Source organism: Shewanella sp. ALD9, assembly GCF_002836315.1.
GTDB lineage: Bacteria > Pseudomonadota > Gammaproteobacteria > Enterobacterales > Shewanellaceae > Shewanella.
Genome location: NZ_PJCD01000005.1, coordinates 74,370 through 100,796, shown reverse-complemented (window position 1 = coordinate 100,796; position 26,427 = coordinate 74,370). Strand labels below are relative to the sequence as shown.

General features: G+C 42.4%; 27 protein-coding genes. 12 read left to right on the top strand and 15 right to left on the bottom strand.

Annotation, left to right across the window (positions count from 1 at the left end):
* The first annotated feature begins 100 nt into the window (after positions 1-100).
* Complete coding sequence (locus tag CXF88_RS13770; protein WP_101087390.1) at positions 101-646, top strand: gamma carbonic anhydrase family protein; 546 nt, start codon at positions 101-103, stop codon at positions 644-646.
* A gap of 271 nt (positions 647-917) precedes the next feature.
* A complete protein-coding gene (locus CXF88_RS13765; protein ID WP_101087389.1) occupies positions 918-2,126 on the top strand; it encodes a sensor domain-containing diguanylate cyclase in 1,209 nt (402 codons plus the stop codon).
* Here the strand turns inward: CXF88_RS13765 and CXF88_RS13760 are convergent.
* Genes CXF88_RS13760 through CXF88_RS13745 form a run of 4 tightly spaced genes read right to left on the bottom strand, consistent with a single transcriptional unit; the run spans position 2,123 to position 5,923 of the window.
* Positions 2,123-2,380 (bottom strand): DUF1488 domain-containing protein, encoded by a 258-nt coding sequence (locus CXF88_RS13760; RefSeq protein WP_101087388.1) that lies wholly within the window; start codon positions 2,378-2,380, stop codon positions 2,123-2,125. The two genes, CXF88_RS13765 and CXF88_RS13760, sit on opposite strands and share 4 nt — an antisense overlap.
* Positions 2,380-3,213 carry a shikimate dehydrogenase gene (aroE, locus tag CXF88_RS13755; protein WP_101087387.1) on the bottom strand — a complete coding sequence of 278 codons (834 nt, stop codon included), beginning with the start codon at positions 3,211-3,213 and terminating at the stop codon, positions 2,380-2,382. The genes CXF88_RS13760 and aroE overlap by 1 nt, the downstream gene beginning before the upstream one ends.
* A gap of 56 nt (positions 3,214-3,269) precedes the next feature.
* Entirely contained in the window at positions 3,270-4,529 is a 1,260-nt protein-coding gene (locus CXF88_RS13750; protein WP_101087386.1) for an amidohydrolase family protein, read from the bottom strand.
* Positions 4,530-4,540: 11 nt separating this feature from the next.
* On the bottom strand, positions 4,541-5,923 hold the full coding sequence (locus CXF88_RS13745) for an amidohydrolase (protein ID WP_101087385.1): 1,383 nt from the start codon (positions 5,921-5,923) through the stop codon (positions 4,541-4,543).
* A 171-nt stretch (positions 5,924-6,094) separates the two neighbouring features.
* On the opposite strand from CXF88_RS13745, the gene CXF88_RS13740 reads away from it, so the two are divergent.
* Positions 6,095-6,529: a group II truncated hemoglobin gene (locus CXF88_RS13740; protein ID WP_101087384.1), complete on the top strand. Its 435-nt coding sequence runs from the start codon at positions 6,095-6,097 to the stop codon at positions 6,527-6,529.
* On the opposite strand, the gene hemF is transcribed toward CXF88_RS13740, so the two are convergent.
* From hemF to CXF88_RS13710, 6 genes are all read right to left on the bottom strand, one after another.
* Complete coding sequence (gene hemF, locus CXF88_RS13735) at positions 6,526-7,458, bottom strand: oxygen-dependent coproporphyrinogen oxidase (RefSeq protein WP_011635522.1); 933 nt, start codon at positions 7,456-7,458, stop codon at positions 6,526-6,528. The genes CXF88_RS13740 and hemF overlap by 4 nt on opposite strands.
* A 4-nt stretch (positions 7,459-7,462) precedes the next feature.
* Complete coding sequence (locus CXF88_RS13730; protein WP_059746088.1) at positions 7,463-8,029, bottom strand: L-threonylcarbamoyladenylate synthase; 567 nt, start codon at positions 8,027-8,029, stop codon at positions 7,463-7,465.
* Positions 8,030-8,054: 25 nt separating this feature from the next.
* Complete coding sequence (locus CXF88_RS13725) at positions 8,055-8,618, bottom strand: topoisomerase DNA-binding C4 zinc finger domain-containing protein (RefSeq protein WP_101087383.1); 564 nt, start codon at positions 8,616-8,618, stop codon at positions 8,055-8,057.
* Positions 8,619-8,677: 59 nt separating this feature from the next.
* Positions 8,678-9,151, bottom strand: coding sequence for a DUF494 family protein (locus CXF88_RS13720; protein ID WP_011635519.1), 474 nt, complete (start codon positions 9,149-9,151; stop codon positions 8,678-8,680).
* Between the two features lie 2 nt (positions 9,152-9,153).
* Positions 9,154-10,170 carry a DNA-processing protein DprA gene (gene dprA / locus CXF88_RS13715; protein WP_101087382.1) on the bottom strand — a complete coding sequence of 339 codons (1,017 nt, stop codon included), beginning with the start codon at positions 10,168-10,170 and terminating at the stop codon, positions 9,154-9,156.
* Positions 10,171-10,253: 83 nt separating this feature from the next.
* The gene (locus tag CXF88_RS13710) at positions 10,254-11,360 is read right to left on the bottom strand and encodes a LysM peptidoglycan-binding domain-containing protein (RefSeq protein ID WP_101087381.1); all 1,107 of its coding nucleotides are present in this window, start codon (positions 11,358-11,360) and stop codon (positions 10,254-10,256) included.
* A gap of 126 nt (positions 11,361-11,486) precedes the next feature.
* On the opposite strand from CXF88_RS13710, the gene def reads away from it, so the two are divergent.
* The 5 genes from def to CXF88_RS13685 are packed head-to-tail and all read left to right on the top strand — an operon-like array spanning position 11,487 to position 17,124.
* Positions 11,487-11,999 carry a peptide deformylase gene (def, locus tag CXF88_RS13705; RefSeq protein ID WP_101087380.1) on the top strand — a complete coding sequence of 171 codons (513 nt, stop codon included), beginning with the start codon at positions 11,487-11,489 and terminating at the stop codon, positions 11,997-11,999.
* A gap of 8 nt (positions 12,000-12,007) precedes the next feature.
* The gene (fmt, locus tag CXF88_RS13700; RefSeq protein ID WP_101087379.1) at positions 12,008-12,964 is read left to right on the top strand and encodes a methionyl-tRNA formyltransferase; all 957 of its coding nucleotides are present in this window, start codon (positions 12,008-12,010) and stop codon (positions 12,962-12,964) included.
* A 1-nt stretch (position 12,965) separates the two neighbouring features.
* Positions 12,966-14,249 (top strand): 16S rRNA (cytosine(967)-C(5))-methyltransferase RsmB, encoded by a 1,284-nt coding sequence (gene rsmB / locus CXF88_RS13695; protein WP_101087378.1) that lies wholly within the window; start codon positions 12,966-12,968, stop codon positions 14,247-14,249.
* A gap of 16 nt (positions 14,250-14,265) precedes the next feature.
* On the top strand, positions 14,266-15,675 hold the full coding sequence (trkA, locus tag CXF88_RS13690) for a Trk system potassium transporter TrkA (protein ID WP_101087377.1): 1,410 nt from the start codon (positions 14,266-14,268) through the stop codon (positions 15,673-15,675).
* A 6-nt stretch (positions 15,676-15,681) separates the two neighbouring features.
* Positions 15,682-17,124: a TrkH family potassium uptake protein gene (locus CXF88_RS13685; RefSeq protein ID WP_101087376.1), complete on the top strand. Its 1,443-nt coding sequence runs from the start codon at positions 15,682-15,684 to the stop codon at positions 17,122-17,124.
* 68 nt (positions 17,125-17,192) lie between these two features.
* Here the strand turns inward: CXF88_RS13685 and hemG (CXF88_RS13680) are convergent, their stop codons facing one another.
* Complete coding sequence (hemG, locus tag CXF88_RS13680; protein ID WP_101087375.1) at positions 17,193-17,738, bottom strand: menaquinone-dependent protoporphyrinogen IX dehydrogenase; 546 nt, start codon at positions 17,736-17,738, stop codon at positions 17,193-17,195.
* A 198-nt stretch (positions 17,739-17,936) separates the two neighbouring features.
* Between hemG (CXF88_RS13680) and CXF88_RS13675 the strand changes: the two genes are divergently transcribed.
* Positions 17,937-18,242, top strand: a complete 306-nt coding sequence (locus CXF88_RS13675) for a metalloregulator ArsR/SmtB family transcription factor (protein WP_011635510.1) — start codon at positions 17,937-17,939, stop codon at positions 18,240-18,242.
* A gap of 131 nt (positions 18,243-18,373) precedes the next feature.
* On the opposite strand, the gene hemG (CXF88_RS13670) is transcribed toward CXF88_RS13675, so the two are convergent.
* The 4 genes from hemG (CXF88_RS13670) to pepQ all read right to left on the bottom strand — a co-directional run bounded on the left by hemG (CXF88_RS13670) (position 18,374) and on the right by pepQ (position 22,361).
* On the bottom strand, positions 18,374-18,904 hold the full coding sequence (gene hemG, locus CXF88_RS13670) for a menaquinone-dependent protoporphyrinogen IX dehydrogenase (protein WP_101087374.1): 531 nt from the start codon (positions 18,902-18,904) through the stop codon (positions 18,374-18,376).
* On the bottom strand, positions 18,904-20,361 hold the full coding sequence (locus CXF88_RS13665) for a TrkH family potassium uptake protein (RefSeq protein ID WP_059746096.1): 1,458 nt from the start codon (positions 20,359-20,361) through the stop codon (positions 18,904-18,906). Before CXF88_RS13665 ends, hemG (CXF88_RS13670) begins: the two co-directional genes overlap by 1 nt.
* A 73-nt stretch (positions 20,362-20,434) precedes the next feature.
* A complete protein-coding gene (locus tag CXF88_RS13660) occupies positions 20,435-21,049 on the bottom strand; it encodes a YigZ family protein (protein ID WP_101087373.1) in 615 nt (204 codons plus the stop codon).
* Positions 21,042-22,361 (bottom strand): Xaa-Pro dipeptidase, encoded by a 1,320-nt coding sequence (gene pepQ, locus CXF88_RS13655; RefSeq protein ID WP_101087372.1) that lies wholly within the window; start codon positions 22,359-22,361, stop codon positions 21,042-21,044. Before pepQ ends, CXF88_RS13660 begins: the two co-directional genes overlap by 8 nt.
* Before the next feature lie 235 nt (positions 22,362-22,596).
* Between pepQ and fadB the strand changes: the two genes are divergently transcribed.
* The 3 genes from fadB to tusA all read left to right on the top strand — a co-directional run bounded on the left by fadB (position 22,597) and on the right by tusA (position 26,426).
* Positions 22,597-24,747 (top strand): fatty acid oxidation complex subunit alpha FadB, encoded by a 2,151-nt coding sequence (fadB, locus tag CXF88_RS13650; RefSeq protein ID WP_101087371.1) that lies wholly within the window; start codon positions 22,597-22,599, stop codon positions 24,745-24,747.
* A gap of 22 nt (positions 24,748-24,769) precedes the next feature.
* Positions 24,770-25,933, top strand: coding sequence for an acetyl-CoA C-acyltransferase FadA (gene fadA / locus CXF88_RS13645; protein WP_101087370.1), 1,164 nt, complete (start codon positions 24,770-24,772; stop codon positions 25,931-25,933).
* Between the two features lie 247 nt (positions 25,934-26,180).
* Positions 26,181-26,426, top strand: coding sequence for a sulfurtransferase TusA (gene tusA, locus CXF88_RS13640; RefSeq protein WP_011635503.1), 246 nt, complete (start codon positions 26,181-26,183; stop codon positions 26,424-26,426).
* Position 26,427: the final 1 nt, after the last annotated feature.

The window sequence follows — 26,427 nt, the reverse complement described above, 5'->3', positions numbered from 1 at the left end:
AGGTTATTTGTTATTTCCGGCTTGTTTGCGGATAATTTAGCCTGACCAGCTAGTTTTTAAGCATTATACTGTCACAAACCATGAATATATAAGGATTGTTATGCCGACTAATATAAGAACTTACCAAGGAATACACCCTGATTTAGCTGATAACGTCTATGTTGACGAGTCTGCAGTGCTGGTTGGTGACATTAAATTAGACCATGACGCGAGTGTTTGGCCATTAGTTGCTGCGCGCGGTGACGTAAATAAGATACGCATAGGTAAACGCAGTAATGTGCAGGACGGCAGCATATTACATGTAAGCCGTAAGTCTGCGGCAAATCCTGATGGGCATCCATTGATTATTGGTGATGATGTCACTATTGGTCACAAAGCAATGTTACATGGCTGCAAGATTGGTCATCGTGTACTTATCGGTATGGGTGCAATTTTACTTGATGGTGCAATAGTAGAAGATGATGTGATTGTGGGAGCGGGTTCATTAGTTCCTCCCAATAAGGTTTTGCAGAGTGGTTATTTATATGTTGGCAGTCCATGCAAGCAAGTGAGGCCCTTAACTGAAGCCGAACGTGCATTTTTGCCACAGTCTGCTGATAACTATGTTCGTTTAAAAAATGAATACTTAGTAGACCTACAACAATAAGCCTGTTCGTTTAATGTAATGGATCGATTTTTCTTGGTCCATTGCATGTCCCCACTAAAATACCTTACTCCACACATTTTTTTATACTATCTGTTGATAAACTAATGTGGTCTTATATGATAGTAACTCATTTAGTTATGCTGTACTGCGTGTTTGATTGTTGCAACTAAATTCTAAGAGTCACTATATTGAGCTTTATTGCTAGATAGAGTGACTACATACAGTTTTGAATGCTAACCAGTATCGCCGAATATTTAACAAGGATGGTTAAGTGAAAACCCAAAAACGCGTTTCCACCAAATATATCGGCTATCTTGATATTAAGCAGCACTTACTACTCTTGGTCATCCCTTTATTACTTATCAGTATTATTTCATTTACAGCATTTGATACAGGTAGTGCTTATCAATTCCTATCTCTTATTGGTTGTGGTTACACTACCTGTTATGCCATCACATATTTTGTCCATAGACAAAATATGTTACGCCTTTGGCAACATTTGGAACATGTAATCCACATTAACGATACGACTTATGAATTAGTCAATTTATCGAGCCAATACGATTCAGAACAAGCTTTTTTGGATGCGCTACTACTAAAAGCAATAAGTGTTATAGATGATGCTGAAATGGGCAGTATCATATTGGTAGATAATCAGACTAATCAGTTACAGTTTGAATCTGTTATTGGACTCAATATTGATGCCTTGCAAAATATTAACTTTACCCTAAAAGACACTTTTCTATATCGATTGACTCAAGGACGTTGCCATAAAACCGTTGTCATTAGTAACATCAATGCTAAAAACCCCAAGCAATATGATCAATTTGTGCTACCAAATGCTTCAATCAAACCAATTTGTTCCACCTTGTCTAGCCCCATCCGTATTGACGGAGAGCTTTACGGAATGATGAATTTAGACAGTAGCAAGATGGAAGCCTTTGGTGATTACGATATAAATCTGGTGAATATTCTTACATCAGAAGCCGCGAACGCAATTTCACTGTACCAAAAGTCTAAAAAAATTGAGCTCCTGGCTGATTATGATGGATTAACAGGACTGTATAATCGCAAAAAATTTGATGCAACAATTCTACAATGGCAACACCACCCAGAGTTAGCAAGCTATATCATTATTTTGGATATGGATAACTTAAAGCCATTAAATGATCAGTACGGACATCAAGCCGGGGACGATGCATTAAAGGCTTTTGCGCAATCACTAAAATCAATGTGGCATCCACATTTTTTAGTCGCTCGATATGGCGGTGATGAATTTATTGCACTATGCCGTGGCCCCATCGATGTCTTAGAGCAGCAAATAACACAACTGCAGCATGACCTAACGCTGTTAAACCCCGCGATTCATTTTAGCTATGGACTTGCCCAGTATAATCAAGATTGGTCTAACGCGTTTAAACAGGCAGATAATAATATGTATAGCCAAAAGCGACTGAAGAAACAACTGTTGCAGCCTTAAGCTAGAATAATATCACCACTGTCACTAAAAGCTTCTTGTTCAATCAATGCTTCTGCTTGGTCTTCAAGGTCAAAACGACATTGCTCAAATAAACACACGGCATTACTTCCACTCACAATTTGCTTGTCGCAAAGCTCACTGATGGCCGAAAAACTGGCATAACAGTTGATATTAACCCCTTGCTGCTGAGCAACAAACTTCACTTGATTGGTTTCGAGGTAGACTTGATCGGTAAATATCACGCTTTGATTCATTAGTCAGCTGCCTTTTGTGCTAATGATTCACGCAGTTTTAGCATAACCGAACCTGTATCAGGAGTAACCCCACGCCACAAACTAAAGCTTTTTGCCGCTTGACCAACCAACATACCTAGCCCATCAGCGGTTTTACGAGCGTGTTGTTCTTGAGCCCATTGGTTAAAGACTGTGGTTTGTTGGCTGTAGGTCATGTCGTAACAATCTGTTGTTTCATCAACGATAACGCTAGGTAAGGAAATTAATTGTCCAGATAGACCAGCTGAAGTTGAGTTAATCACTAAATCAAATGGCGATATTAGCTCTTCAATGGGTTTAGCAAAAAAGTTACCATACTCATTGAATAAAGCTTGAAGTTGCTCTGCTTTTTCGTGGGTCCGATTACAGATAATCAACTGAGCCACATTGTGTTGTAATATCGGTAAAATGCAGCCTCTTGCCGCGCCACCAGCTCCCACCAATAACACTCGCTTACCTTTCAGCGAACCGAACAGCATTTCCAGGTCATTCACCAAACCAACACCATCGGTGTTGTCACCGCCAATTTTACCATCTGGCAAATTAAACAGGGTGTTTACTGAGCCTGCGAGTTTAGCCATCTCACTGAGTTCGTCACACATGGCAAATGCTTGCTCTTTAAAAGGTGCTGTAACGTTAGCGCCTTTACCACCATCAGCAAAGAATGCCGTTAACGAAGAGTCAAATTGATCGACCGGCGCGAGAATAGCTTCATAGCTTAAGTCTTGCTGAGTTTGCTTGGCAAACTCAGTATGTATAAATGGTGACTTACTTTGGGCTATTGGGTTACCAAATACAGCATACTTATCTGTCATTCGCTTTGTCTCTTCATTAACGATTTAGGGAAACGTCCCACGTAAATCGTGAGATGCTATCGGCTGTAGGCTTCAGGCATTGCCGTTTTTTGTAAATAGCGATCACGGAGCTTGTCTTGACGACTGTCTGTGCTTTGCTCTTCTCCTGCAATCCACATCTTTTGCACTTTACTACTGAACTCGAAAGGATCGCCGCTCCATAATACTAAATCGGCAGGCTTGCCGACCGCAATCCGCCCAGAGTCTAAATGAAAAATATCAGCCACATTTGCCGTCACAGAAGCCAGAGCATCATCATAATTCATCCCGTTAGCAACCGCATTACCAGCACTAAAGCGTAGTGCGTAAATACCATGACTATCACCAGGTAATGCAATGGCTACTTTGACACCCGCGTTTGCTAGTTTACCTGCATTTTCGAGTGAATTATGCAATGCATCAAAACTTTCTGGTAAGTTACGCATGCTATCAATAACCACAGGGATGTTTGCTTGCGCGAGCTTATCAGCCACTAATACAGCATCAGCAGCATTGACTAGGATAAGATCTATGCCTAAGTCTTGTTTAAGTTTAATTAAATGCAAAATATCGCTGGCACGGTCGACGTCGATAATTAATGGTTTTTCACCCGCGAGTACCGCGTGAATAATCTCATCTTCACGACTTGGCACTTCGCTATCATCTTCAGCTGTTTTTTTCGTTTTACTCTTTTTGGCTTGCGCTTTTTTAGCATCCTCAAGTTTATGGATCAATTGCTGCATTCCTGCTGCACGAGAGCCTTCTTCTTTGGCACCTAACGCAACCACTAATCCGGTGTTAGCGGCCAGTATACTGTCCCAATCACCACTTAAGTCTACGGTAAATGTTTGTCCTGCAAAAATGCCTTCGCCACCACCTGATGACACTACATTACGAGTTATCCCGCCTTTGCGAGCAAATGGCACTGTAGATGCCTTGGGGTTGTAAGCTAAACTAGGATCGAAAACAACATCGGCTTCTTTTTCGTAAGCATCACGTGAAGATGCTACCGCACCAATTTCCACTAAGCCTAAATCATTCATACTCGCGATAAAGCCTGGAGTTAATATTGCCCCTTTAGCATCTATCACGGTATCAGCAGTCGGTGATGCCGGATTAATGGCTACAATAGTGCCGTCTTCAATCACAACTGTGGCATCGGTTAATACGCCTTGTTCTGTGGCGGTATGCACTGTGGCATGGATAATTGCTACGCTTTCAGCTTGAACTACACCGCAACTTAACGCAAAGCTGATAGATAAACTCAAGGCAAGTACTGATTTATTAAATAATGTCATTGTCTTGCTCCTTATTGTTGACCTAACATAAAGTCACTTTGTGCCTGGTAGGCAGGGTCTTGGCGGTCATACACTTTAGCACCATCAATAAATACCTGTTCAGCTTGAGCGTATACGCTAAACGGATTGGTATTCCATACAACCACATCTGCATTTTTACCCTTTTCGAGTGAACCGGTCTTATCGCTAATACCCAATGATTTTGCGGCGTTAGCAGTAATCCAGCCAATCACGTGCTCAGCTTTTAAGTCAAAGCCGTTAGCATTCGCGTTGTTCATGATTTTTGCCGTTTCTTGATTAAGGCGCTGAATGGTTACGCCAGAGTCTGAATGCACGACAGCACAAGAGTTTTTAACGGCATCGACCATGGCAACATTTTCAAGCACCATGTCATAAGCTTCTAATTTAAAGCCCCACCAATCTGGCCACATAGCTGCACAGTTACCATTTTCAGCCAATAAATCGGCAATTTTGTATGCTTCAACAGCATGATGGAATGTACCTGCGTGATAACCGAACTCCTTACCTAGGTCGATCATCATTGCCATTTCTTCAGCTTTGTAACAATGGTTGTGAATTAAAATATCACCTTCAAGCACACCTTTAAGCGTGTCTTTCATTAAGTCGCGCTCTGGTGCTACAGGGTTCTTACCTGCGGCATAGTCAGCATCATATTTATCCCAAGCACGTTTGTATTCTGTTGCTTGAATAAACGCTGTACGGTAACCCGCCATATTACCCATACGAGTCATAGGTAATTCGTTACGGCTGCCATATAAAGATTTAGGATTTTCACCACAGGCCATTTTTAATCCATAAGGCGCGGCTGGGAACTTCATCGCTTGCATGGTCGTAGCGGGAACATTTTTGAGTGTCACCCCACGGCCACCAATCAGGTTGGCTGAACCAGGTAAAATTTGTAGCGTAGTGATGCCACCTTCTCGGGCACGATTAAACCCAGGGTCTTGTGGCCATACACTATGCTCTGCCCATACCTCAGCGGTTACTGGGTTGGTCATTTCATTACCGTCATTGTGTGACTCGGCATTGGGACTTGGATAAACCCCTAAGTGTGAATGCACATCAATAATACCAGGGGTAATCCACTTGCCTTTAGCGTCGATAACTACAGCATCTTCAGCGGAAAGCTGTTGACCAACTGCGCTAATTTTACCGTCTTTAATTAATACATCGGCATCATCAATACGTTCACCAGTGCCGGTTAACACAATGGCATTTTTTAACAGTGTGGTTGAATTAGGCAGTATTTGATAAGTACTTGGATACGGATTGGCATTGATTGTGATTTTAGGGTCTTGTTGTTCTGCTGGACTACAACCTGCAATTGCAGTTGATAGCGCCACAGCAACCAAAGAAGGCATTAATTTTGCCATTGGGATCTCCTGTCTTATTTTGCGACTAATCTAACCAAGTTAACTGCCGAAATACAGCCTAATCGTTAAATAATTGGTATCAAAACGTTAACAAAAAAATGATCCTGCCATGACATTGATTTAGATATAATAACCCCGACACTCTTAAACACTGACTTAAACACTGACAATATGAACTGGTTACGTAAATTATTCGCTAAGCCGCAAACCGCTGATGACAGAGATACAGCGAAGTCAAATGCCTACGACCTTATTGGTGGCGACAAGGTTATCCGCACAATTGCCCATGACTTTTATCAACAAATGCAAACACGTCCCGAAACCCAAGCGTTATTAGCGATGCATCGCTCGCCAATGCAAGAGTCTGAACAAAAACTGTATGAGTTCTTAAGTGGTTGGTTAGGTGGTCCGCAACTGTATCAACAAAAACATGGTCATCCGGCTTTACGTGCCAGACACATGCACTTCGCGATTGATGAATCAATGCGAGATCAATGGTTAATCTGTATGCGTGCAGCCATTCAAAACAACATAAAAAAGCCTGAACATCAGCAAGTGATTATTCAGGCTATTTCTGCGCTAGCAGATAATATGCGTAATCGTTAGACTGCAGCTAACCAGTCTTGTGGCTTTAGGTAGATGTCATACAGCTCTGCTTCTGCAGTCCCTTCTTCTGGGGTGAATGCATATTCCCAGCGAACCAATGGTGGCATCGACATTAAAATGGATTCCGTTCGGCCACCAGTTTGCAGGCCAAATAAAGTGCCACGATCATAGACCAAGTTAAACTCAACATAGCGACCACGGCGATAAAGCTGGAACTGGCGTTCGTCATCGCCATATTCTAACTCTTTGTTGCGTTCGACTATCGGCGCATAAGCTTCAATAAAACCGTTGCCTACCGCTTGCATAAACTCAAAGCTTCGCTCAAAACCAGGTTCGTTAAGATCATCAAAAAACAATCCACCGACACCACGGGTTTCATTACGATGCGGTAAGAAGAAGTACTCATCACACCATTTTTTATACTTTGGATAAACATCTTCACCAAATGGATCGCAAATATCTTTAGCCGTTTGATGCCAGCTAACGACATCTTCTTTAAATGGATAGTAAGGCGTTAAATCAAATCCACCACCAAACCACCATACTGGGTCGGCACCTTCTTTACGGGCGATAAAAAAACGCACGTTAGCATGAGTCGTTGGAATAAACGGATTATTAGGGTGAATAACCAATGACACCCCCATAGCTTCAAAACTTCGGCCAGCTAATTCTGGACGATGTGCCGTGGCCGATGCGGGCATAGCGGCGCCCATCACATGAGAAAAGTTAACGCCGGCTTGCTCAAATACTTGGCCTTGAGTTAATACTCGACTCGTACCACCGCCACCTTCTTCACGTTCCCACGAATCTGCTTTAAACGTCGCTTTACCATCGAGCAGCTCTAAACGCTGACAAATATTTTGCTGTAATCCCAACAAAAACGATTTTACTTGTTGTGCGTCTGGCACATGGGAAGAGGTGTTTGACATAGTATTAGCTTCCATTACGAAGAATTTGACCACTGCGAGCATCGATAATGGTTGATGGCTGACGTTGTTCGCCCAGCTTACCTAAAATCAATGCATCAATTTTATCGCTAAAATCAGTGATGATATGTTGTGCATCGACTACCGGTTGCTCACCGGCTAAATTGGCACTTGTCGATACTAAGGGTTTATTGAGGGTGTCGCATAACTCTCGAACTACTGGGTGAGCAGATACCCGTACGGCAATTGAATCAAACTCGCCGCATAATAATTTTGATACGTGTGACTGAATAGGCATAACAAATGTAAATGGCCCAGGCCACTTTGATTGAGCAAACTGCAGTTGTTGCTCAGTTAACTGAGTGATATCAAGATAAGGTAATAGTTGCTCAAATGAACTGGCCACCAAAATTAAGCCTTTTTGCCAAGGACGCTGTTTTACTGCCAACAGTTTCTCGATAGCACTGTCATTATCAGGATCGCATCCTAAACCAAATACAGCTTCTGTTGGGTAAGCTATCACGCCACCTTGTTGTATGGTGGTGGCGACAGCCGATGGCTGCAGTTGTAACATTGGATTTCCTTTCATGGTATAGAAACTATAAAGCACGCTTATATTTACAGGATTTTTGCGGACACTCGACTCGGCTACCAGCCGCACCTTTACGTTCGACTAAAATTCCGAAGCCACAGTCTGGGCACGCTTCATTATGGGGAGGATAGTTTACGATAAACTTACATTTTGGGTAGGCACTGCATGCAAAAAAAGTTTTACCATACCGGCTAGTACGAGATTCTAGATGGCCTTTTTTGCACAATGGGCAAGTTATCTGCTCAGCTTCATTGGTGTGGTCATGCTTTTCAATATGGGTACATTCAGGATAATGCGTACAACCGATAAAAATACCAAATCGACCAGACTTAACAGCCAACTCATTACCACATTTAGGGCACTCAGAACCGCTAATAATTTGGGTTTCGATCGACTCGTGTTGCACTAGCGGACGGGTATAGTCGCAGGTTGGATAGTTATTACAGCCAACAAAACTGCCATGTTTACTGTGTTTAACCGACAACTCAGCGCCACAAACAGGACAAAGTTCAAACTCTTTCTCCAATGCATGTTCGTGGACAGTAAATAGCTGCTGATCAATTTTCGACATGGGTTTCTCTATGAGTAATATTCTATAGACCTAAAAAAGGAGGCTAAGCCTCCTTTCTGTTATGAGTGTAAGCGCCCTTCTGGCTGCTCGAAGATTAAATCTTCCATTTGCTCATAGGCTGACTCATTTCCTGGCACATTAAATAGTACCATTAATACCACCCATTTGAGATCTTCTAACTCTAATGTTGGTTCATCTAACTCCATAACACGGTCAATAACCATTTCACGAGTTTCGACACTGAGCACTTGAATCTGTTCTAAAAACAGTAAAAAACCACGACACTCAACATCTAATTTGGCCATTTCCGCTTTAGTATAAATACGGAATGAATGTTGTGCATGATTACACAAGTACGGTTTATCACTCTCTTGTAGATCAGCTAAGTGCTCTAACCAAGAAAGTGCTTTGATAATATCAACTTGATGAAAACCCGCACGGGTTAACTCTTTAGTGAGTTCATCTTCATCAACTAATAACTCAATCTCACTATGAACATAATTTTCAAATAAATACATGAGGATATCGAACATGGCTAACTCCTCTTTAGTCTGACGTAACCACCGGGCACAGCTGCAACCCACCCTTGTAACTCAAGTTCAAGCATTTGTATTAACACCAGATCTATCGGTTTCCCACTATCCTCAACCACCGAGTCTATCGCGGTTGTTTCATATCCTACACTAGCTAACAGCGGAGGAAATGGCAAATCACTAATATCATTATCCTGTATATGGTGCCGTAGATGCAATTGTTCAAGGTGATAATCTGATAAACAGCCTAATTCTTCTATTATATCGGCAGCAGACTCGACAAGTTTTGCACCATTTTTAATTAAATCATGACAACCTTGGCTATATCCTCCTAATACCGATCCAGGTACAGCAAACACTTCACGATTTTGCTCCATTGCCAACCGAGCACTGATTAATGAACCACTTTTACGGCTTGCCTCAACCACCACAGTACCTAAGCTTAAACCACTGACAATACGGTTACGCCGAGGAAAGTTACCAGCAAAAGGCCCTATACTTGGCCAGTATTCACTGATGACGCAACCAGTATTGATAATGTCATGATACAAGTGTTGATGACGCTTAGGATAAATACACTCTACCCCACAACCCAACACGGCCATGGTCGTTCCATTAACCGCCAAAGTCGCTTTATGGGCTGCACCATCAATACCCGTCGCCATGCCGCTAGTGATCGAAAAACCTTGATTAGCTAAATGACCAGCGAGATCTGCTGCCATATCTAAGCCGCCTCGAGAGGCATTACGGCTACCAACAATCGCAATACTCGGTAATAAAAGGGATTCTATCGAGCCTTTAATAAATAATACCTGCGGTGGATCTGATATTTGCGCAAGTAATGGGGGGTAAAGTGGATCAGAGAGGGTCACAATGTAGTGATTAGGCTGCGAATCGAGCCAGGTTAGAGCTTGCTCTACTTTATTAAAGTCGATATGGCATTTAGCCAACAGGCTTGCCGATAAAGGTAAGGCCTGTGGCTCAAACTCTAGACGTTGACGAATCTCTTCAACGTCCATTTGAGTTAACAATTGTTGAATCCGAGCAGGTCCTAGCCCAGATACTGCACAAACAACTAGCCAGTCGACCAGTTTATCTGAAATTATTCACCTTTAATCGTCAATGGATTTGGTTTGGTCAATTTATCACCCACTCGAACAGGATGGTCATTAAACATAATCAACCCTAAACTGGTTTTATCAAACACTTTAAAAACCATCAAATTACCATGGAAAATATCGGGCATTTTATACACGGTATCTTCTGAAAAATTCGCCAACACTTTATCGTAAGATGAACGGTCAAGAGGGCGAACAGGATTACCATCATTATCGATAATAATGTTTTCGCCATCACGGTACATTGAAAAAACATGTCCAGTCTCAACGCCATCATTGGCACCACGATCTATATAGACAACGTCTAATTTACCTGCTTCGCGAATATTACCTGTTGTACCAATAATAGAAGTAGCAACGCTTAAATCTGCCGCTTTAGGAATAAAATAAGCCGACATTAACGCTTCATCTTCTACAGGTGCAACATGAAATCCACCTTTGGTTTCACGTAAACTACTCAGTAATTCAACTTTCGAGACATCGCCAGACTCAATAACACGTCCACTAGAGGCTAAAATAAGTTCTTGGCCTAATAATTCACCGCTATCTGGAGCAAAAAACTCACGTCCAGTTTGATAAATTGCCACTTTAAGACCTTGCTCAAGCTTTGAGTTCACATAGACTACGTCATTGACCACATGATGAATTGATGAGCTTTCACCACTCATAACTATCGGTAATCCCGCCAACCAAGTTGGATCAACAACTCTGTTCTGCACTAGATAGGGCTTAATCAACGCAAGGTCAACAGGTGGGATAGGACCATCTTTCGATATCATCCGCCCTTCTGGACTCTTTTTAATGTGCTGCTTAACAACCAAACGGGGCTGACCATCAATAAAGACTAATGTCAGTCGATCCCCTGGATAAATTAAATGTGGGTTAGCAATTTGTGGGTTTTCCCCCCACAATTTAGGCCAACGCCATGGGTCATTTAAAAAATAACCAGAAATATCCCATAGAGTATCGCCTTTTTTAACGATATACGTATCTGGATGTCCAGCTTTCAAGGTTAATGTGTCAGCATTGACCCAATAAGAATTTAGACATAAAAAAACAAGTAAAAGTAAGCGTTTCATGGTGCAGTCCATGTTGTTTAGCTCTTTATTAGAGCTTTTTGCTGTTATTGATAGGCTGTAAGGATTAAAATTACCCTAATCGCAAAGGCCAGTATAGCTAACTGGCTGAAATTTGACAGACTTGCTAAGAGTTTATATATGCCATTACTTAATGTTTTACGCTTTCCAGATGAACGTTTACGCACTATCGCTCAACCTGTAACGGATTTCGGTCCACAATTACAGACACAAATAGATAACATGCTCGAAACCATGTACCTAGAGAAAGGTATCGGTTTAGCTGCTACTCAAGTGGATTTTCATCAACAATTGATTGTGATGGATCTACAAGATGAGGTTGAACGGCCAACTATTTTTATTAATCCTCAAATAGTGGCTAGCAGTGGTGACTTGGCTAATGAAGAAGGTTGCCTATCGGTACCCGGTATTTACGCCAAAGTTGACCGTGCAGAATTTGTCACCTTAAAAGCGCTAGATCGTCACGGTAAAGAGTTTACTGTTGAAGCTGATGAGTTGTTTGCTATTTGTATTCAACACGAAATGGATCACCTTAAAGGTAAGCTATTTGTCGATTATTTATCGCCTCTAAAACGTCAACGCATTAAAACTAAGCTTGAAAAAGAAGCTCGTTTAGATGCTAGAGAAGCATAGGAAAAAATTTGAAACCGTTAAAAATTATCTTTGCCGGTACTCCGGATTTCGCAGCTCGACACTTACAAGCACTCATCGACTCTGAACACGATGTTATTGCGACTTATACTCAACCCGATAGGCCTGCTGGTCGAGGTAAGAAACTCACCGCAAGCCCAGTAAAAGCGTTGGCTTTAGAGCATGCTATTCCGGTATTTCAGCCTGCATCATTACGTAATGAAGAGGCACAAGCGGCATTAGCAGCTCTTAATGCAGATATTATGATTGTTGTGGCTTACGGGTTGATTTTGCCAAAGGTAGTGCTTGATACCCCACGTTTAGGTTGTATCAATGTGCACGGTTCAATTTTACCTCGCTGGCGCGGAGCCGCTCCAATACAGCGGGCTTTATGGGCAGGTGATACCGAAACCGGTGTCACCATTATGCAGATGGATATTGGCCTAGATACTGGCGACATGCTGCTCAAAACGCACTTACCGATAGAGGCTACGGATACCTCGGCTAGCCTTTATGAAAAGCTAGCCGAACAAGGGCCAAAAGCCCTAGTACAAGCGCTGATTGGTTTAAGTGATGGAAGCCTCAAAGCACAAAAGCAAGATGAAACTCTGGCTAACTACGCTGAAAAACTGTCCAAAGAAGAGGCTCGTCTTGATTGGAATAAAAGCGCGAAACAGCTTTGGCAAGACATTCGCGCATTCAATCCATGGCCAGTAAGTTATTTTGAACACCAACAAAGCGTGATTAAAGTGTGGCAAGCCGATTACAGCGCAGAACTCTGCTCACAAGCGCCAGGGACCATTATTGCCGCGACCAAGCAAGGTATTGAAATTGCCACCGCCGACGGCAAGTTAATGATTAAAACCATGCAACTGCCCAACAAAAAGCCGCTTGATGTGGCCGATATTCTCAATGCTCGTGGTGATTGGTTTACCGCAGGTGTGTGTTTAAACCAAGAGGCTAACTAGCATGAATGTTCGCGCACTGGCAGCTAAAGCGATTTATGAAGTCCTTGAAAAAGGCATTTCGTTATCGGTGGCTCTACCCGATCAACAGCAACACTTACAAAATGGCAAAGACAAAGCCCTATTAGCTGAATTATGTTACGGCGTTATGCGTCAATTACCACAACTAGACAAGTGCGTGAGTGACTGCTTAGCGAAACCGTTTAAAGGTAAACAGCGTATATTGCATCAATTGCTGATCGTAGGTTGTTACCAACTCTACTTTACTCGTATTCCAGCGCATGCGGCGATTTCAGAAACGGCAGAAGCTTGCAGACAATTACGTTTTGATGGTTTGGTGAAAGTGGTCAATGGCGTATTGCGTAATATTCAGCGCCAAGACAGTGCATTAAATACTGACTCAGACACGCTACGTTTTAATACTCCAGCTTGGTTTATTAAGCGTTTACAACAAGCGTATCCAGATAACTGGCAAGACATTATTGAGCAGAGCCACCAGCGTCCGCCAATGTGGCTACGCAATAATCAGCAATCACAGACATGTGATGCTTATTTAGCGGCACTAGCTCAACACGATATTCCAGCCCAAGCCGGTTCAAGTCAAGATGCTATATTGCTCGAAAGCGCAAAAGATGTCGCAGCATTACCCAACTTTATGGAAGGAGCTGCATCGGTGCAAGATGGCGCGGCGCAATGGGCTGCTACCTTACTTGCTCCTGCAGCAGATGAACTCGTTTTAGACGCTTGCGCCGCTCCTGGCGGAAAAAGTTGCCATTTACTAGAGCTTGCTCCCACTATCAACTTAGTCGCTGTCGACTTTGATCAAAAACGCCTTGCTCGAGTACAACAAAATCTGGACAGGTTACATTTAAAAGCGCAACTTATTCACGGCGATGCGGCAGATATTCCATCATGGTGGCAAGGACAACAATTTGATCGAATCTTGCTTGATGCGCCTTGTTCTGCAACTGGGGTCATTCGCCGTCATCCAGACATAAAATGGTTACGCAAAAATAGCGATATTGAAGAGTTAGCCAACTTACAAAAACAAATATTGGATCATTGTTGGCAATGGCTTAAACCGGGTGGCACCTTATTATATGCAACCTGCTCTATTTTACCGCAGGAAAACAGCCAACAAGTTGAACAGTTTCTAGCACGGACACCCGATGCGAGTTTAGTACCGATAGAGCAACAAGCTCATATCAGTGATATCGGTTGGCAAATTTTGCCTGGGCAAGACAACATGGACGGCTTCTATTACGCGCGCCTAGTTAAAGCAATTTAAGGATGTACCTCAAGCCATGAAAATTATTATTTTAGGGGCTGGGCAAGTAGGCGGCACGTTAGCTGAAAACTTAGTCGGTGAAAATAACGACATCACACTCGTCGACAGTGATCGCGCTCGGCTAAGGCTATTGCAAGACAAGTTTGACTTACGTGTTGTTGTCGGTCATGGCGCTCATCCGAGTGTATTAAAAGAAGCGGGTGCAGAAGATGCTGACATGCTCATTGCGGTAACCAATAGCGATGAATGTAACATGGCAGCTTGTCAAATTGCTTACAGCTTATTTGGTACACCAACAAAAATTGCTCGTATTCGCTCAGAAGCTTATTTGGAGCTGCAAGATAAACTGTTTATCAGTAGTGAAATTAAAAGCGGTGACGCTAAGCCTCGCGGCGGTTTTATTATTGATGAGCTGATTGCACCAGAGCAGTTAGTGACCGCTTACATACAAAGATTAGTAGAATACCCAGGCGCACTGCAAGTACTTGAATTTGCTAAAGGTAAACTAAGCCTCGTTGCGGTTAAAGCTTATTATGGCGGCCCATTAGTGGGTAACGCATTAGCCACATTACGTGAGCACATGCCCAATATTGATACCCGCGTTGCCGCTATTTTTAGGCAAGGCCGGCCTATCATGCCGCGCGGCACGACCATTATTGAAGCCGATGATGAGGTGTTTTTCGTCGCCGATAGTCGTCATATTCGTGCAGTAATGAGTGAGATGCAAAAACTGGATAATTCGTACCGCAATATCATGATTGCGGGTGGCGGTAATATTGGTTTTGGTCTTGCGCAAAAGTTGCAACGTACTCATTCGGTTAAGTTGATTGAACACCGTCAAGAACGCGCGGAATTACTTTCAGAAAAACTGGAAAAAACCACTGTTTTTTGTGGCGATGCTTCAGACCAAGAATTATTGTTGGAAGAAAACATCGATCAAACCGATGTGTTTATCGCTGTCACCAATGATGACGAAGCCAATATTATGTCTGCCCTACTTGCCAAACGCATGGGGGCGAAAAAGGTCATGGTACTTATTCAGCGTGAAGCCTATGTTGATATTGTACAAGAAGCTAACATTGATATTGCCATATCTCCGCAGCAAGCCACTATTTCGGCGTTACTGACTCATATTCGCCAAGGTGATATATGTAATGTTTACTCATTACGCCGTGGTGCAGCAGAAGCTATTGAAGCGATTGCCCATGGCGACTCAAGCACGTCAAAAGTTGTCGGTAAACAGATTGGCAACATTAAACTCCCGCCAGGCACGACTATTGGCGCCATTGTACGTAATGATGAAGTGTTAATGGGCCACGATAAAACGGTAATCGAACAGGGTGACCATGTTATTTTATTCTTAGTGAATAAGAAGTTCATCGGTGACGTAGAGAAATTGTTTCAACCAAGTGCTTTTTTCTTTTAATTTTCTATGTTTAACGTCAAACAAATCATTTTTATCCTCGGTATTTTTCTCTCAATACTGACAGGATTTATGTTAGTTCCAATGGCTTTTGCGCTATTTTATGGCGAAGAAACCATTGGTGACTTTATGATGTCCGGTTTATTTACCGGCTTTATTGCTATTTTGTGCATTCAAAATGGTCGCAACCATCATTTTAGTCTTAATATTCGCGATATGTTTATGCTGACCAGTATCACTTGGTTTGTCGTGAGCTTATTCGCCGCGCTGCCCTTCACTCTTTATCACGGTATTAATTATACCGACGCTTTTTTTGAAACCATGTCAGGCATAACCACCACCGGTTCAACGGTATTATCCGGATTAGACAATATGGACCATAGCATTTTAGTCTGGCGTTCATTATTGCAATGGCTTGGCGGCATTGGTTTCATTGTGATGGCAGTAGCAATCCTGCCATTTTTGAACGTGGGGGGAATGCGCTTATTTAGAACTGAATCATCAGACTGGAGCGACAAAACGATTCCTCGCACTCAGCACATGGCCAAACATTTATTCCTGATTTATGTAGTCTTAACACTACTGTGCACATTGTCCTATCACCTTGCGGGCATGCATTGGTTTGAAGCTATCAACCATGCCATGACCACATTATCAACGGGTGGATATTCCACTTCAGACAGTTCAATGGCGGCCTTTTCACACGAGGCACATTGGGTTGGTATTGTGTTTATGTTAGCGGGTGGATTACCGTTACTGATGTTTGTGCAAACCATACAACAACGCAGCTTACGCTTATGGAATGATCAACAAGTGATAGGCTTTTTACGCTTTGTGTTACTGGTGTCATTCTCATTAGCCTTTTGGCTGTGGCAACATCAGCAAATAGACTTTTTAGATGCATTAAGACTTGCTAGCTTCAATGTTATTTCTGTCATCACCACAACCGGTTACGGTCTAACAGATTATCAATCTTGGGGCTCTGTCGCCAGTGTCGTATTTCTGTTTTTAATGTTTATTGGTAGCTGTTCTGGGTCAACGTCTGGTGGTATAAAAATATTTCGTTTTCAAATCGCATTCTCAATTATGCGTCAGCAGATTAAACAGCAATTCCATCCCAATGGCGTGTTTAAAGACAAATACAATGGCCACCGCATTCAAGATGACATTGTCCGTTCAATAATGGCTTTTTTTATGCTGATGATAGTGGTGATATTATTACTGTCGCTCACACTTGTACTAACCGGATTAGATCCAATGACCAGCTTTACCGGAGCAATAACCGCAGTGGCAAACGTAGGGCCAGGCCTTGGTCCTATTATTGGTCCTGCAGGAAACTTTTCCTCACTTCCCGACGTCGCTAAGTGGGCTTTGGCAATAGGAATGTTATTAGGGCGTTTAGAAATACTGACAGTCGCAGTGTTGTTTCACCCTAAATTTTGGCGTTTTTAATACAGGCTGAGTCGATGGTTAACATAGCGCTGATTAACCTTAGCTTAACCATCTGTTGGGTATAATCACTACGCAGGCACGACAGTCGCTAGTTTGGCAATATGATCAGCATAAACCTTCACATCATTCCAATCGGTATAATCAATAATGGCTGTTGGGTCGGTGGGGCCATCGGTCATTTTCATGATAAGGCGGATCATCAAGCTGTCATACCAAGGCCAAGAAGGGTAATCGACTTTACCGGCAATAATTTTCACATCTTGCGGTTGCCACTCAGATAAAGTTAAAAACTTCTGTAGATATTTATTGTTTTCAGGAATGCGTTTTTCAGGATTGCGAGCCACAACGTTGACGCAAAAAAAACTGTTTGGCAGTTGCGATAAATGCTGCTGATTTTCACGCACAAACTCAAACACCGATTTATGATACGAGCCATATAATACACAAGCCCCTAACGCAACAGCTTGGTATTTAGACCATTCAATTGGCGCTTTATCTTGAAGATTAACCACATCACAATGATCGCCTTTAGATTGAATTTGTTCTGCTATTGCACGGCTAATATGTGCAGTATGGCCACCTCGGGAATAATATAACACTAAAATATTGGCCATTTTGCGATTCTCATTGTTGGATTATTTGCCTCAGTTTGGCAAAAAAAGCCTTTTTAAACCTCTGCAATGATCACAAATTAGAAATAGCTCATATATTTAATAGTTAAAATTGAGATCTCCATGATGCGGAAGTATGATAATGAACAAAACACAGCAAAATCCAACCAGATCGTAATTTAAGGTTATATAAGGACACTCATGAAGCAAGATATCGATGTCGCAACCATGCTTAATAATGCAGAAACGGCAGCACAATGGCTAAAAGCCATTGCGAATCCTTACCGCTTAATGATTTTATGTTTATTGTTAGAACAAGAACTAAGTGTCACAGAGCTAAATGAGACTGTGCCTTTGAGCCAATCAGCTTTGTCACAGCATTTAGCGGTACTGCGCACCCAAGATTTGGTCAACACTCGTAAGAGCTCACAAGTGGTTTACTACACGCTTAAAAATGAGCAAGTCACCGAAGTGATCTCAATACTACATCGACGCTATTGTGCCTAAACAGCTATTATGGCTAAGCAACAACTATGACTAAACAACATCGGATTTAAACATCATAGACGCTTAAGTCACACTGAGAATAAATGGCGTTTCCAATAAGGTATATTAGGCACGCTATTGGGTTTATGAGGCTATTTTTGCGCTGCTATTTGTTTAGCATAGTCATCTACTTTACCCCAATCAGTAAACTCAAACGTTCCCTGAGTATCTGTCGGTCCCTTAGTCATCCACATGATAAATCGGATCATGAACTTATCGAAAAATCGGTAACGAGGGTAATCAATCTTACCGGCAAAAACGCCTAATAACTGAGGTTTCCAGGCAGATAAATTTGAAAATTTCTGCATATATGGGTTGGTTTCAGGGGTGTTTTTTTCAGGCTTTCTTGCCACTACGTTTACGCTAAAAAAACTATTGAGTTTGGTGTCGAGCAGTGCTTGGTGTTGCTCAACAAACTTGAATAATTCTGGTCGATGTTTGCCATATCGAATACTGGCACCAATAACGACTTTATCAACACTCGCTAAATCTTCAGCCTGAGCTTCAGCAAGATTAACCACACTAACTTGCTCACCCTGTTCAAGTAATATTTGCTTAATTTTCTGACAAATTGCCAGTGTTTGCCCATCGACCGTTGAATATAAAATCACAGTATTTAACATTAATTCTTCCAAAATGTGGGGGTAAATAGCACCAATAAGGTGAACACTTCTAACCGACCAAATAGCATTGCCATCACGAGTACCCACTTAGCACCGTCTGAAATACTGGCATAATTTGATGCCACATCGCCCAAACCTGGGCCTAAGTTATTTAAACTGGCTGCCGTTGCACTAAATGCGGTAATAGCGTCCATGTCCATTGCCATTAAAATCACCATACACACCACAAACACTAAAGCATAAGCAGAGAAGAATCCCCATACCGCATCAATAATTCTGTCGGGTAATGCCGTAGAGCCAATTCTAATGGAATACATAGCTTTAGGATGAACAAGTCGTTTCAGTTCACGCGACCCTTGTAGTACTAATAGTATTAAACGAATCACCTTCATGCCGCCGCCTGTCGAGCCTGCACAACCACCAATAAAGCTTGAGAATATTAATAGAATAGGTAAAAACAGCGGCCAAGAATGGAAGCTTTCTGTACCGAAACCTGCCGTTGTTGAAATCGAGACCACTTGAAAGAAGGCGTAATCGAGTGTTTTCTCTGGAGAGTCGTATATTCCAGATTGATACAAGGTAGCGAAACAAATTGCGGTCAATACTACCTGTACAGCGATAAGCACCTTAAATTCTGCGTCTTTTAAATATACTTTGACGTTAATGCCACGACGAGTAAATGCGGCAAAGTGTAAGCTAAAATTGACTGCCGCAATCAACAAGAAAAATGCACAAATCACATTAATCAGCGGGCTTTGAAAGTAACCAATACTGGCATCATGAGTCGAAAAACCACCAATAGCAATAGTCGAAAACGAATGGCAAATAGCATCAAATGCATCCATACCGGCAAAGTAAAATGCCAATGCACAAGCAGTAGTAAGTAAAAAGTAAATGTACCATAAGGCTTTGGCCGTTTCGGCTATACGAGGAGTCACTTTAGTGTCTTTAACCGGACCAGGCACTTCAGCTTTGTATAGCTGCATACCACCAATACCGAGTAGAGGTAAAATGGCCACTGCGAGTACGATGATACCCATACCGCCCATCCACTGCAGTAAATGGCGATAAAACAATATGGACTTAGGCAAGTCATCTAGCCCGACTATCACGGTCGCACCTGTAGTCGTTAAGGCCGAAAACGATTCAAAAAAACTATCGGTCCAACTTAAATCAGGGTTATTAGAAAAAATAAATGGCAGTGCACCTATCGATCCAAGCACCGTCCAGAACAACACCACAATCAAAAAGCCTTCACGCGTTCGTAGATCACCTTTTTGATGACGGTTGGGATACCATAATAAAAAGCCTAGAAAAATACTGACAAAAAAGGCCTGAATAAATGCAGTACCACCACCATCTTTATACAAGATAGCCACCAATGCTGACGGCAGCATGGTGATTGAAAATAATCCCATCAGCAAACCGGTGATTCTAATAATTGTTTTATATTGCATTAAGGGTTCTGTTTAAGTTGTGCTGCGTCGAATTTAACAATTGAGTGACATTTTGGCATAAGTTCGTCATAGCTCAAACAGTAAACTTTACTTGTAGCTGACCCTGCGTCTGGGTAGCTAATGCTTGATTAAAAGCCTGATGGTGCGATTTAGCCAGTTCAAAGTGTATTTCAACTTTTTCGGTAAACTCTTTATCCATCACCACACCATCATATTGAGCAATTAAATACTCAACATCGGTGAGTTGAGCATAATGACATACCAAGCGTGCAGGATACCTTAAATGCTTAACCTGAGTCTGTATTTGCGTTAACCCTTGCTTTATACCCGAAGTATAAGCACGCACTAAACCGCCCACACCCAATTTAGTGCCACCAAAATAACGCACTACAATAACCCCTAGCTCACCAATGTTTGCGCCTTGTAAGCATGCTAGCATGGGTTTGCCGGCGCTACCTGACGGTTCGCCATCATCGCTAGCGCCCATATCAATGGTATTTTCTGGGCTGCCGGCTACAAATGCATAGCAATAATGGTTGGCTCCTGGATATTGCTGCTTTACGTCAGTAAGCGCTAACTTCATATTATTAGGATGTGGGCAATGAAATAACAAAGAGATAAAGCGGCTATGCTTTATCTCTTCTTCTATCAGTACGTTAGCTTGCGGTATTAAATATGACTCAATCAACTAGACCAAACTCTCTCGTCATATTTTCTACTCGGTCTTGATGCACAATGACGTTATCTTCAATGCGAATGCCTCCAAATGGACGCATCTCATCAACCGTAGTCCAATTAATAGCTTGCTTAGCGGTAGCAGATAACTGATTAAGTAAGGTATCGATAATATAAAGGCCTGGCTCAATAGTCAGTACCTGACTAGCGGCTAATACTCTTGTACAGCGTAAAAAAGGATGCGCCTCAGGTGCAGCAATATGGGTTCCACGCTCATCGTGGGAATAACCGCCCATATCATGAACTTGTAACCCCAACATATGCCCTAACCCATGCGGGAAAAAGGCACTCGTTACGCCTTGGGCAACTAACTGTTCAGCAGTGCCATTAGCCAAGCCAAAATCAATCAGTAACTGACCTATATAATGGTGTGTCGCGATGTGCAGGTCGACGTACTTAACCCCTGGCTTCATCTGCTCAATAATGGCTAATTGCACTTTATCCAATGCGACGATTAATTCGTAAAAACGATTTTTCTCGAATGAGTAAGTACGGGTAATATCTGCGGCATAGCCATGATAACTGGCCCCAGCATCAATCAAAAAAGATAAACGCTGCGCAGGCTTAACATGTTCTAAAGCGGTGTAATGTAAAATAGCGGCATTTTGATTTAATGCCACGATATTGCCGTAAGGCACTTCATTTTCGCCTTGGCCAATTTCGAGCAAATAACGTTGCTGAATTTCAAACTCACTGGCACCATCATAAAACGCATTTTTGGCAGCCAAATGTCCTTTTACCGCAATTTGGTTGGCTCTGCGCATGCACTCAAGTTCATACTGAGTTTTGTCTGCACGATGATAATGTAGATAGTTCATTACTGCATCAGGGTTACGAGCCGCAAAGCCCAATACATCAGCCACATCTAAGTGCTCACCAATATACGCCCACGAGGCTAAGTCTTTAGGTAAAAAATCAGCAATTCGATCTGGCTTGGTCAGTAATTGAATATCGAAATGCTCAGTCCAGAAGGCTTGCGGTACATCATTCACCTTATGCCAAAAATCAACTGGGCGATAAAACACTAAAGTAGGCTTATCTTGACCATTAGCGATAACCCAACAATTTGGCGTATCTAAAATAGGTAACCACGCTTTAAATTGCGGGTTCACTTTAAAGGGATAGTTAAGGTCATCTAAAAACTGTCGATGAGGTTGTCCCGAGTGAATCACTAAACCCGAAAGATTTTCACGCTGACAAATTTCGCCTACTCGGCGATTTAATTCCGCCATGTGCGCATGATACAGATGTGCTAACTGATCCATTGACTATCCCTTTGCATGAGTTTTAACCCAATAAGTCTATCACAAACAGAAAAAGACCTCGCTAGATGATAAAAAATTAAACGGCCGTTTAAATTGGGTGTTGTAATTTATCTCATTTAGTCGCACACTGAGAATTAGCTGGTCAATAGATGGCCGAAACTGCTGTGATTCAAGCTTGATAACTGCACAGTAAATAAGATGTGGAAGTCGCTTTTAAGCAATAAGGAAGCAAGCAATGATCTACCAAAGCCCTACCATTCAGGTTGAGTTACTTGAAGATAATATTGCCAAACTGTGTTTTAACGCACAAGGTTCGGTAAATAAATTCGACAGAGAAACAATAGCCTCTCTTGATGCCGCCCTAGACAGCATCAAACAAAATACCAATATTAAAGCCTTGCTGCTGACATCAGCAAAAAGCACCTTTATTGTTGGCGCAGACATTACCGAATTCTTAACGCTATTTCAGCAAGACGATGCCACGTTGCTAGCTTGGGTTGAACAAGCCAACGCAGTATTCAATAAGCTAGAAGACTTACCGTTTCCGACAGCATCAGCGATTAACGGTTTTGCGTTAGGCGGTGGTTGCGAAACCATTTTAGCGACTGACTTACGCGTTGCTGATACCAATGCTCGCATCGGTTTACCAGAAACCAAATTAGGTCTTATTCCTGGTTTTGGTGGCACTGTGCGTTTACCTCGAGTAATCGGTGCAGATAATGCACTTGAGTGGATCACCACAGCTAAAGACCAACGCCCAGAAGATGCGTTAAAAGTAGGCGCTATTGATGCCGTTGTCGCACCAGAAAACCTAGAAGCTGCTGCGATTCAAATGTTACATGATGCCCTTAATGGTAATCTTGATTGGCAAGCTCGTCGCACCAAAAAGCAATCACCATTACAGTTACCAAAACTTGAAGCCATGATGTCTTTTGCAACCGCAAAAGGGATGGTGTTCTCAGTTGCAGGCAAGCATTATCCAGCGCCAATGGCCGCTGTGAATGTTGTTGAACAAGCAGCTGGTTTGGATCGTGATGGCGCATTAAAAATAGAAGCACAAGCTTTCATTAAATTAGCTAAAACAGATGTCGCACAAGCGCTAATTGGTATTTTCTTAAATGACCAGTTCGTTAAAGGTAAAGCAAAGAAAGCCGGTAAACTCGCTAAAGATGTTAACCAAGCAGCAGTATTGGGTGCAGGTATTATGGGCGGCGGCATTGCTTACCAAAGCGCCAGCAAAGGCACACCAATTGTAATGAAAGACATCGCTCAGCCAGCATTAGAGTTAGGCTTGAACGAAGCGGCTAAAATTCTGACAACACAAGTTGCGCGCGGTCGCGCTACGCCAGAAAAAATGGCTAAAATATTAAACAACATCACCCCTTCTCTAGATTATGCCGCTATCAAAAATAGCGACATCGTTGTAGAAGCGGTTGTTGAACATCCAAAAGTTAAGGCCACTGTACTAGCTGAAGTAGAAGGTTACGTATCAGAAGATGCCATTATTGCATCAAATACCTCGACTATCTCAATCAACTTACTGGCTAAAAGCCTTAAGAAACCTGAACGTTTCTGCGGTATGCACTTCTTTAACCCTGTGCACAAAATGCCATTAGTTGAAATTATCCGTGGTGAGCACAGCTCTGAAGAAACCATCGCAACGGTAGTGGCTTACGCCAGCAAAATGGGTAAAACCCCAATCGTAGTGAATGATTGCCCAGGCTTCTTTGTTAACCGTGTATTGTTTCCATACTTTGCTGGCTTCAGTGGTCTACTTGCTGAAGGTGCTGACTTTGCAGCTGTCGATAAAGTCATGGAAAAGCAGTTCGGTTGGCCAATGGGCCCAGCCTACTTACTTGACGTAGTCGGTTTAGATACCGGTCATCACGCTCAAGCAGTAATGGCTGAAGGCTTCCCAGACCGCATGGGTAAAAATGGCAAAGACGCTATCGACATTATGTTTGAAAACAAACGTCTAGGTCAGAAGAACACTAAAGGATTCTATGCCTATTCAGTTGACCGTCGTGGTAAGCCGAAAAAAGACATTGATCCAACTAGCTATGAATTATTAAGCGCTGAGTTTGGTGAATTAAAGGCATTCGAGTCTGATGACATCATCGCTCGCTGTATGATCCCGATGATCATCGAAACGGTTCGTTGTTTAGAAGAAGGCATTATTGCATCACCTGCTGAAGGCGACATGGGTCTAGTTTACGGTATTGGTTTCCCTCCATTCCGTGGCGGTGTATTCCGTTACTTAGACACCATGGGCGTAGCAAACTTTGTTGCCCTAGCAGACAAATACGCACATCTTGGTGGCTTATATCAAGTTACTGATGCAATGCGTGCACTTGCAGCCAACAACGGTAGTTACTACCAAGCCTAATTAGTGGGAAAGGAATTAAATCATGAAACAAGCTGTTATCGTAGACTGCATTCGTACCCCTATGGGCCGTTCTAAGGCAGGGGTATTTAGAAATGTACGTGCAGAAACATTGTCTGCAGAATTAATGAAAGCACTGATGTTGCGCAATCCACAATTAGACCCTAACGACATTGAAGATGTGATTTGGGGTTGTGTGCAGCAAACACTAGAGCAAGGTTTTAACATTGCCCGTAATGCATCATTGTTAGCTGGCATTCCTAAATCGGCTGGCGCAGTAACGGTAAACCGTTTATGTGGTTCGTCAATGGACGCCCTTCATCAAGCGGCTCGTGCCATTATGACTGGCCAAGGCGACACCTTTATTATTGGTGGTGTTGAGCACATGGGTCACGTACCAATGAACCATGGGGTTGATTTTCACCCTGGCTTGGCAAACCGCGTAGCTAAAGCATCTGGCATGATGGGCTTAACCGCTGAAATGTTAGGTAAAATGCACGGTATTACTCGCGAACAACAAGATGCGTTTGCTGTACGTTCTCATCAACGTGCACATGCAGCCACTATCGAAGGTCGTTTTGCCAAAGAGATTTGGGGCATTGAAGGCCACGATGTAAATGGCGCACTGATCAAAGTGATGACTGACGAAGTTATCCGTCCAGAAACAACACTAGAGTCACTTGCCGGTTTACGTCCAGCATTCGACCCAGTTAACGGTACTGTGACTGCCGGTACATCATCTGCATTATCAGACGGTGCTTCTGCAATGTTGGTGATGGAAGAATCTAAAGCTCGCGCTTTAGGTTTAACCATCCGCGCACGTATTCGTTCAATGGCCGTTGCCGGTTGTGATCCTGCAATTATGGGTTATGGTCCAGTACCAGCAACCAAAAAAGCATTAGCACGCGCTGGCTTATCTGTTGCCGATTTAGATCTTATCGAATTAAACGAAGCGTTCGCGGCACAATCATTACCTTGTGTTAAAGATCTTGGCTTACAAGATGTTGTCGATGAAAAGATTAACCTTAACGGTGGTGCAATTGCATTGGGTCACCCACTAGGTTGTTCTGGCGCACGTATCTCGACAACATTGATCAACTTGATGGAAGAAAAAGATGCAACGCTTGGTCTTGCCACTATGTGTATCGGTTTAGGTCAAGGTATCGCAACTGTATTCGAACGCGTTTAATCGTTCTCATACCAAGCTGATACTTTTCAGTTGTATCAAGTGAGTTGTAAAAACGAGCCAAATTGGCTCGTTTTTTTTATTTTAAAATTTTCCTACTTTGGCTAATGTTCCACGTGAAACATGTTTTATGAAAATTAAAAAATAATAAAAAAACTCAATATAACTTTAAAACCACGCAAACTTGGCAAGCTTAAATGACAAGAGTAACATTAGCGCTAATTCGATAGGTAAACATAGACAGCATTTCATGAACGATATTTATACCCAAGCACAACACCAACTCGATGCTCTTGGTCTTCGATGTCCAGAACCTGTAATGATGATTCGAAAAACAGTACGCAAAATGGCAGAAGGTGAAACTTTATTAGTCATTGCAGATGATCCTGCCACCACTCGTGATATTCCTAGTTTTTGTGAATTTATGGATCACACGTTAATTGCCAGTGATATCAGCAAGACTCCTTACCACTATTTACTCAAAAAAGGACTGTAAT

Excerpts from the sequence above, each read along its gene's own strand:
- CXF88_RS13730 (WP_059746088.1), bottom strand. The coding sequence starts at position 8,029 with ATGTTACAACTGCAGCCATCGGCTGTCGCCACCACCATACAACAAGGT.
- CXF88_RS13720 (WP_011635519.1), bottom strand. The coding sequence starts at position 9,151 with ATGTTCGATATCCTCATGTATTTATTTGAAAATTATGTTCATAGTGAG.
- CXF88_RS13685 (WP_101087376.1), top strand. The coding sequence starts at position 15,682 with ATGTTTAACGTCAAACAAATCATTTTTATCCTCGGTATTTTTCTCTCA.
- CXF88_RS13675 (WP_011635510.1), top strand. The coding sequence starts at position 17,937 with ATGAAGCAAGATATCGATGTCGCAACCATGCTTAATAATGCAGAAACG.
- rsmB (WP_101087378.1), top strand. The coding sequence starts at position 12,966 with ATGAATGTTCGCGCACTGGCAGCTAAAGCGATTTATGAAGTCCTTGAA.
- CXF88_RS13665 (WP_059746096.1), bottom strand. The coding sequence starts at position 20,361 with ATGCAATATAAAACAATTATTAGAATCACCGGTTTGCTGATGGGATTA.
- CXF88_RS13710 (WP_101087381.1), bottom strand. The coding sequence starts at position 11,360 with ATGGACTGCACCATGAAACGCTTACTTTTACTTGTTTTTTTATGTCTA.
- dprA (WP_101087382.1), bottom strand. The coding sequence starts at position 10,170 with ATGGACGTTGAAGAGATTCGTCAACGTCTAGAGTTTGAGCCACAGGCC.
- CXF88_RS13770 (WP_101087390.1), top strand. The coding sequence starts at position 101 with ATGCCGACTAATATAAGAACTTACCAAGGAATACACCCTGATTTAGCT.
- CXF88_RS13760 (WP_101087388.1), bottom strand. The coding sequence starts at position 2,380 with ATGAATCAAAGCGTGATATTTACCGATCAAGTCTACCTCGAAACCAAT.
- hemF (WP_011635522.1), bottom strand. The coding sequence starts at position 7,458 with ATGTCAAACACCTCTTCCCATGTGCCAGACGCACAACAAGTAAAATCG.
- CXF88_RS13750 (WP_101087386.1), bottom strand. The coding sequence starts at position 4,529 with ATGACATTATTTAATAAATCAGTACTTGCCTTGAGTTTATCTATCAGC.
- trkA (WP_101087377.1), top strand. The coding sequence starts at position 14,266 with ATGAAAATTATTATTTTAGGGGCTGGGCAAGTAGGCGGCACGTTAGCT.
- fadB (WP_101087371.1), top strand. The coding sequence starts at position 22,597 with ATGATCTACCAAAGCCCTACCATTCAGGTTGAGTTACTTGAAGATAAT.
- pepQ (WP_101087372.1), bottom strand. The coding sequence starts at position 22,361 with ATGGATCAGTTAGCACATCTGTATCATGCGCACATGGCGGAATTAAAT.
- tusA (WP_011635503.1), top strand. The coding sequence starts at position 26,181 with ATGAACGATATTTATACCCAAGCACAACACCAACTCGATGCTCTTGGT.
- fadA (WP_101087370.1), top strand. The coding sequence starts at position 24,770 with ATGAAACAAGCTGTTATCGTAGACTGCATTCGTACCCCTATGGGCCGT.
- hemG (WP_101087374.1), bottom strand. The coding sequence starts at position 18,904 with ATGTTAAATACTGTGATTTTATATTCAACGGTCGATGGGCAAACACTG.
- CXF88_RS13745 (WP_101087385.1), bottom strand. The coding sequence starts at position 5,923 with ATGGCAAAATTAATGCCTTCTTTGGTTGCTGTGGCGCTATCAACTGCA.
- hemG (WP_101087375.1), bottom strand. The coding sequence starts at position 17,738 with ATGGCCAATATTTTAGTGTTATATTATTCCCGAGGTGGCCATACTGCA.
- CXF88_RS13740 (WP_101087384.1), top strand. The coding sequence starts at position 6,095 with ATGAACTGGTTACGTAAATTATTCGCTAAGCCGCAAACCGCTGATGAC.
- def (WP_101087380.1), top strand. The coding sequence starts at position 11,487 with ATGCCATTACTTAATGTTTTACGCTTTCCAGATGAACGTTTACGCACT.
- aroE (WP_101087387.1), bottom strand. The coding sequence starts at position 3,213 with ATGACAGATAAGTATGCTGTATTTGGTAACCCAATAGCCCAAAGTAAG.
- CXF88_RS13725 (WP_101087383.1), bottom strand. The coding sequence starts at position 8,618 with ATGTCGAAAATTGATCAGCAGCTATTTACTGTCCACGAACATGCATTG.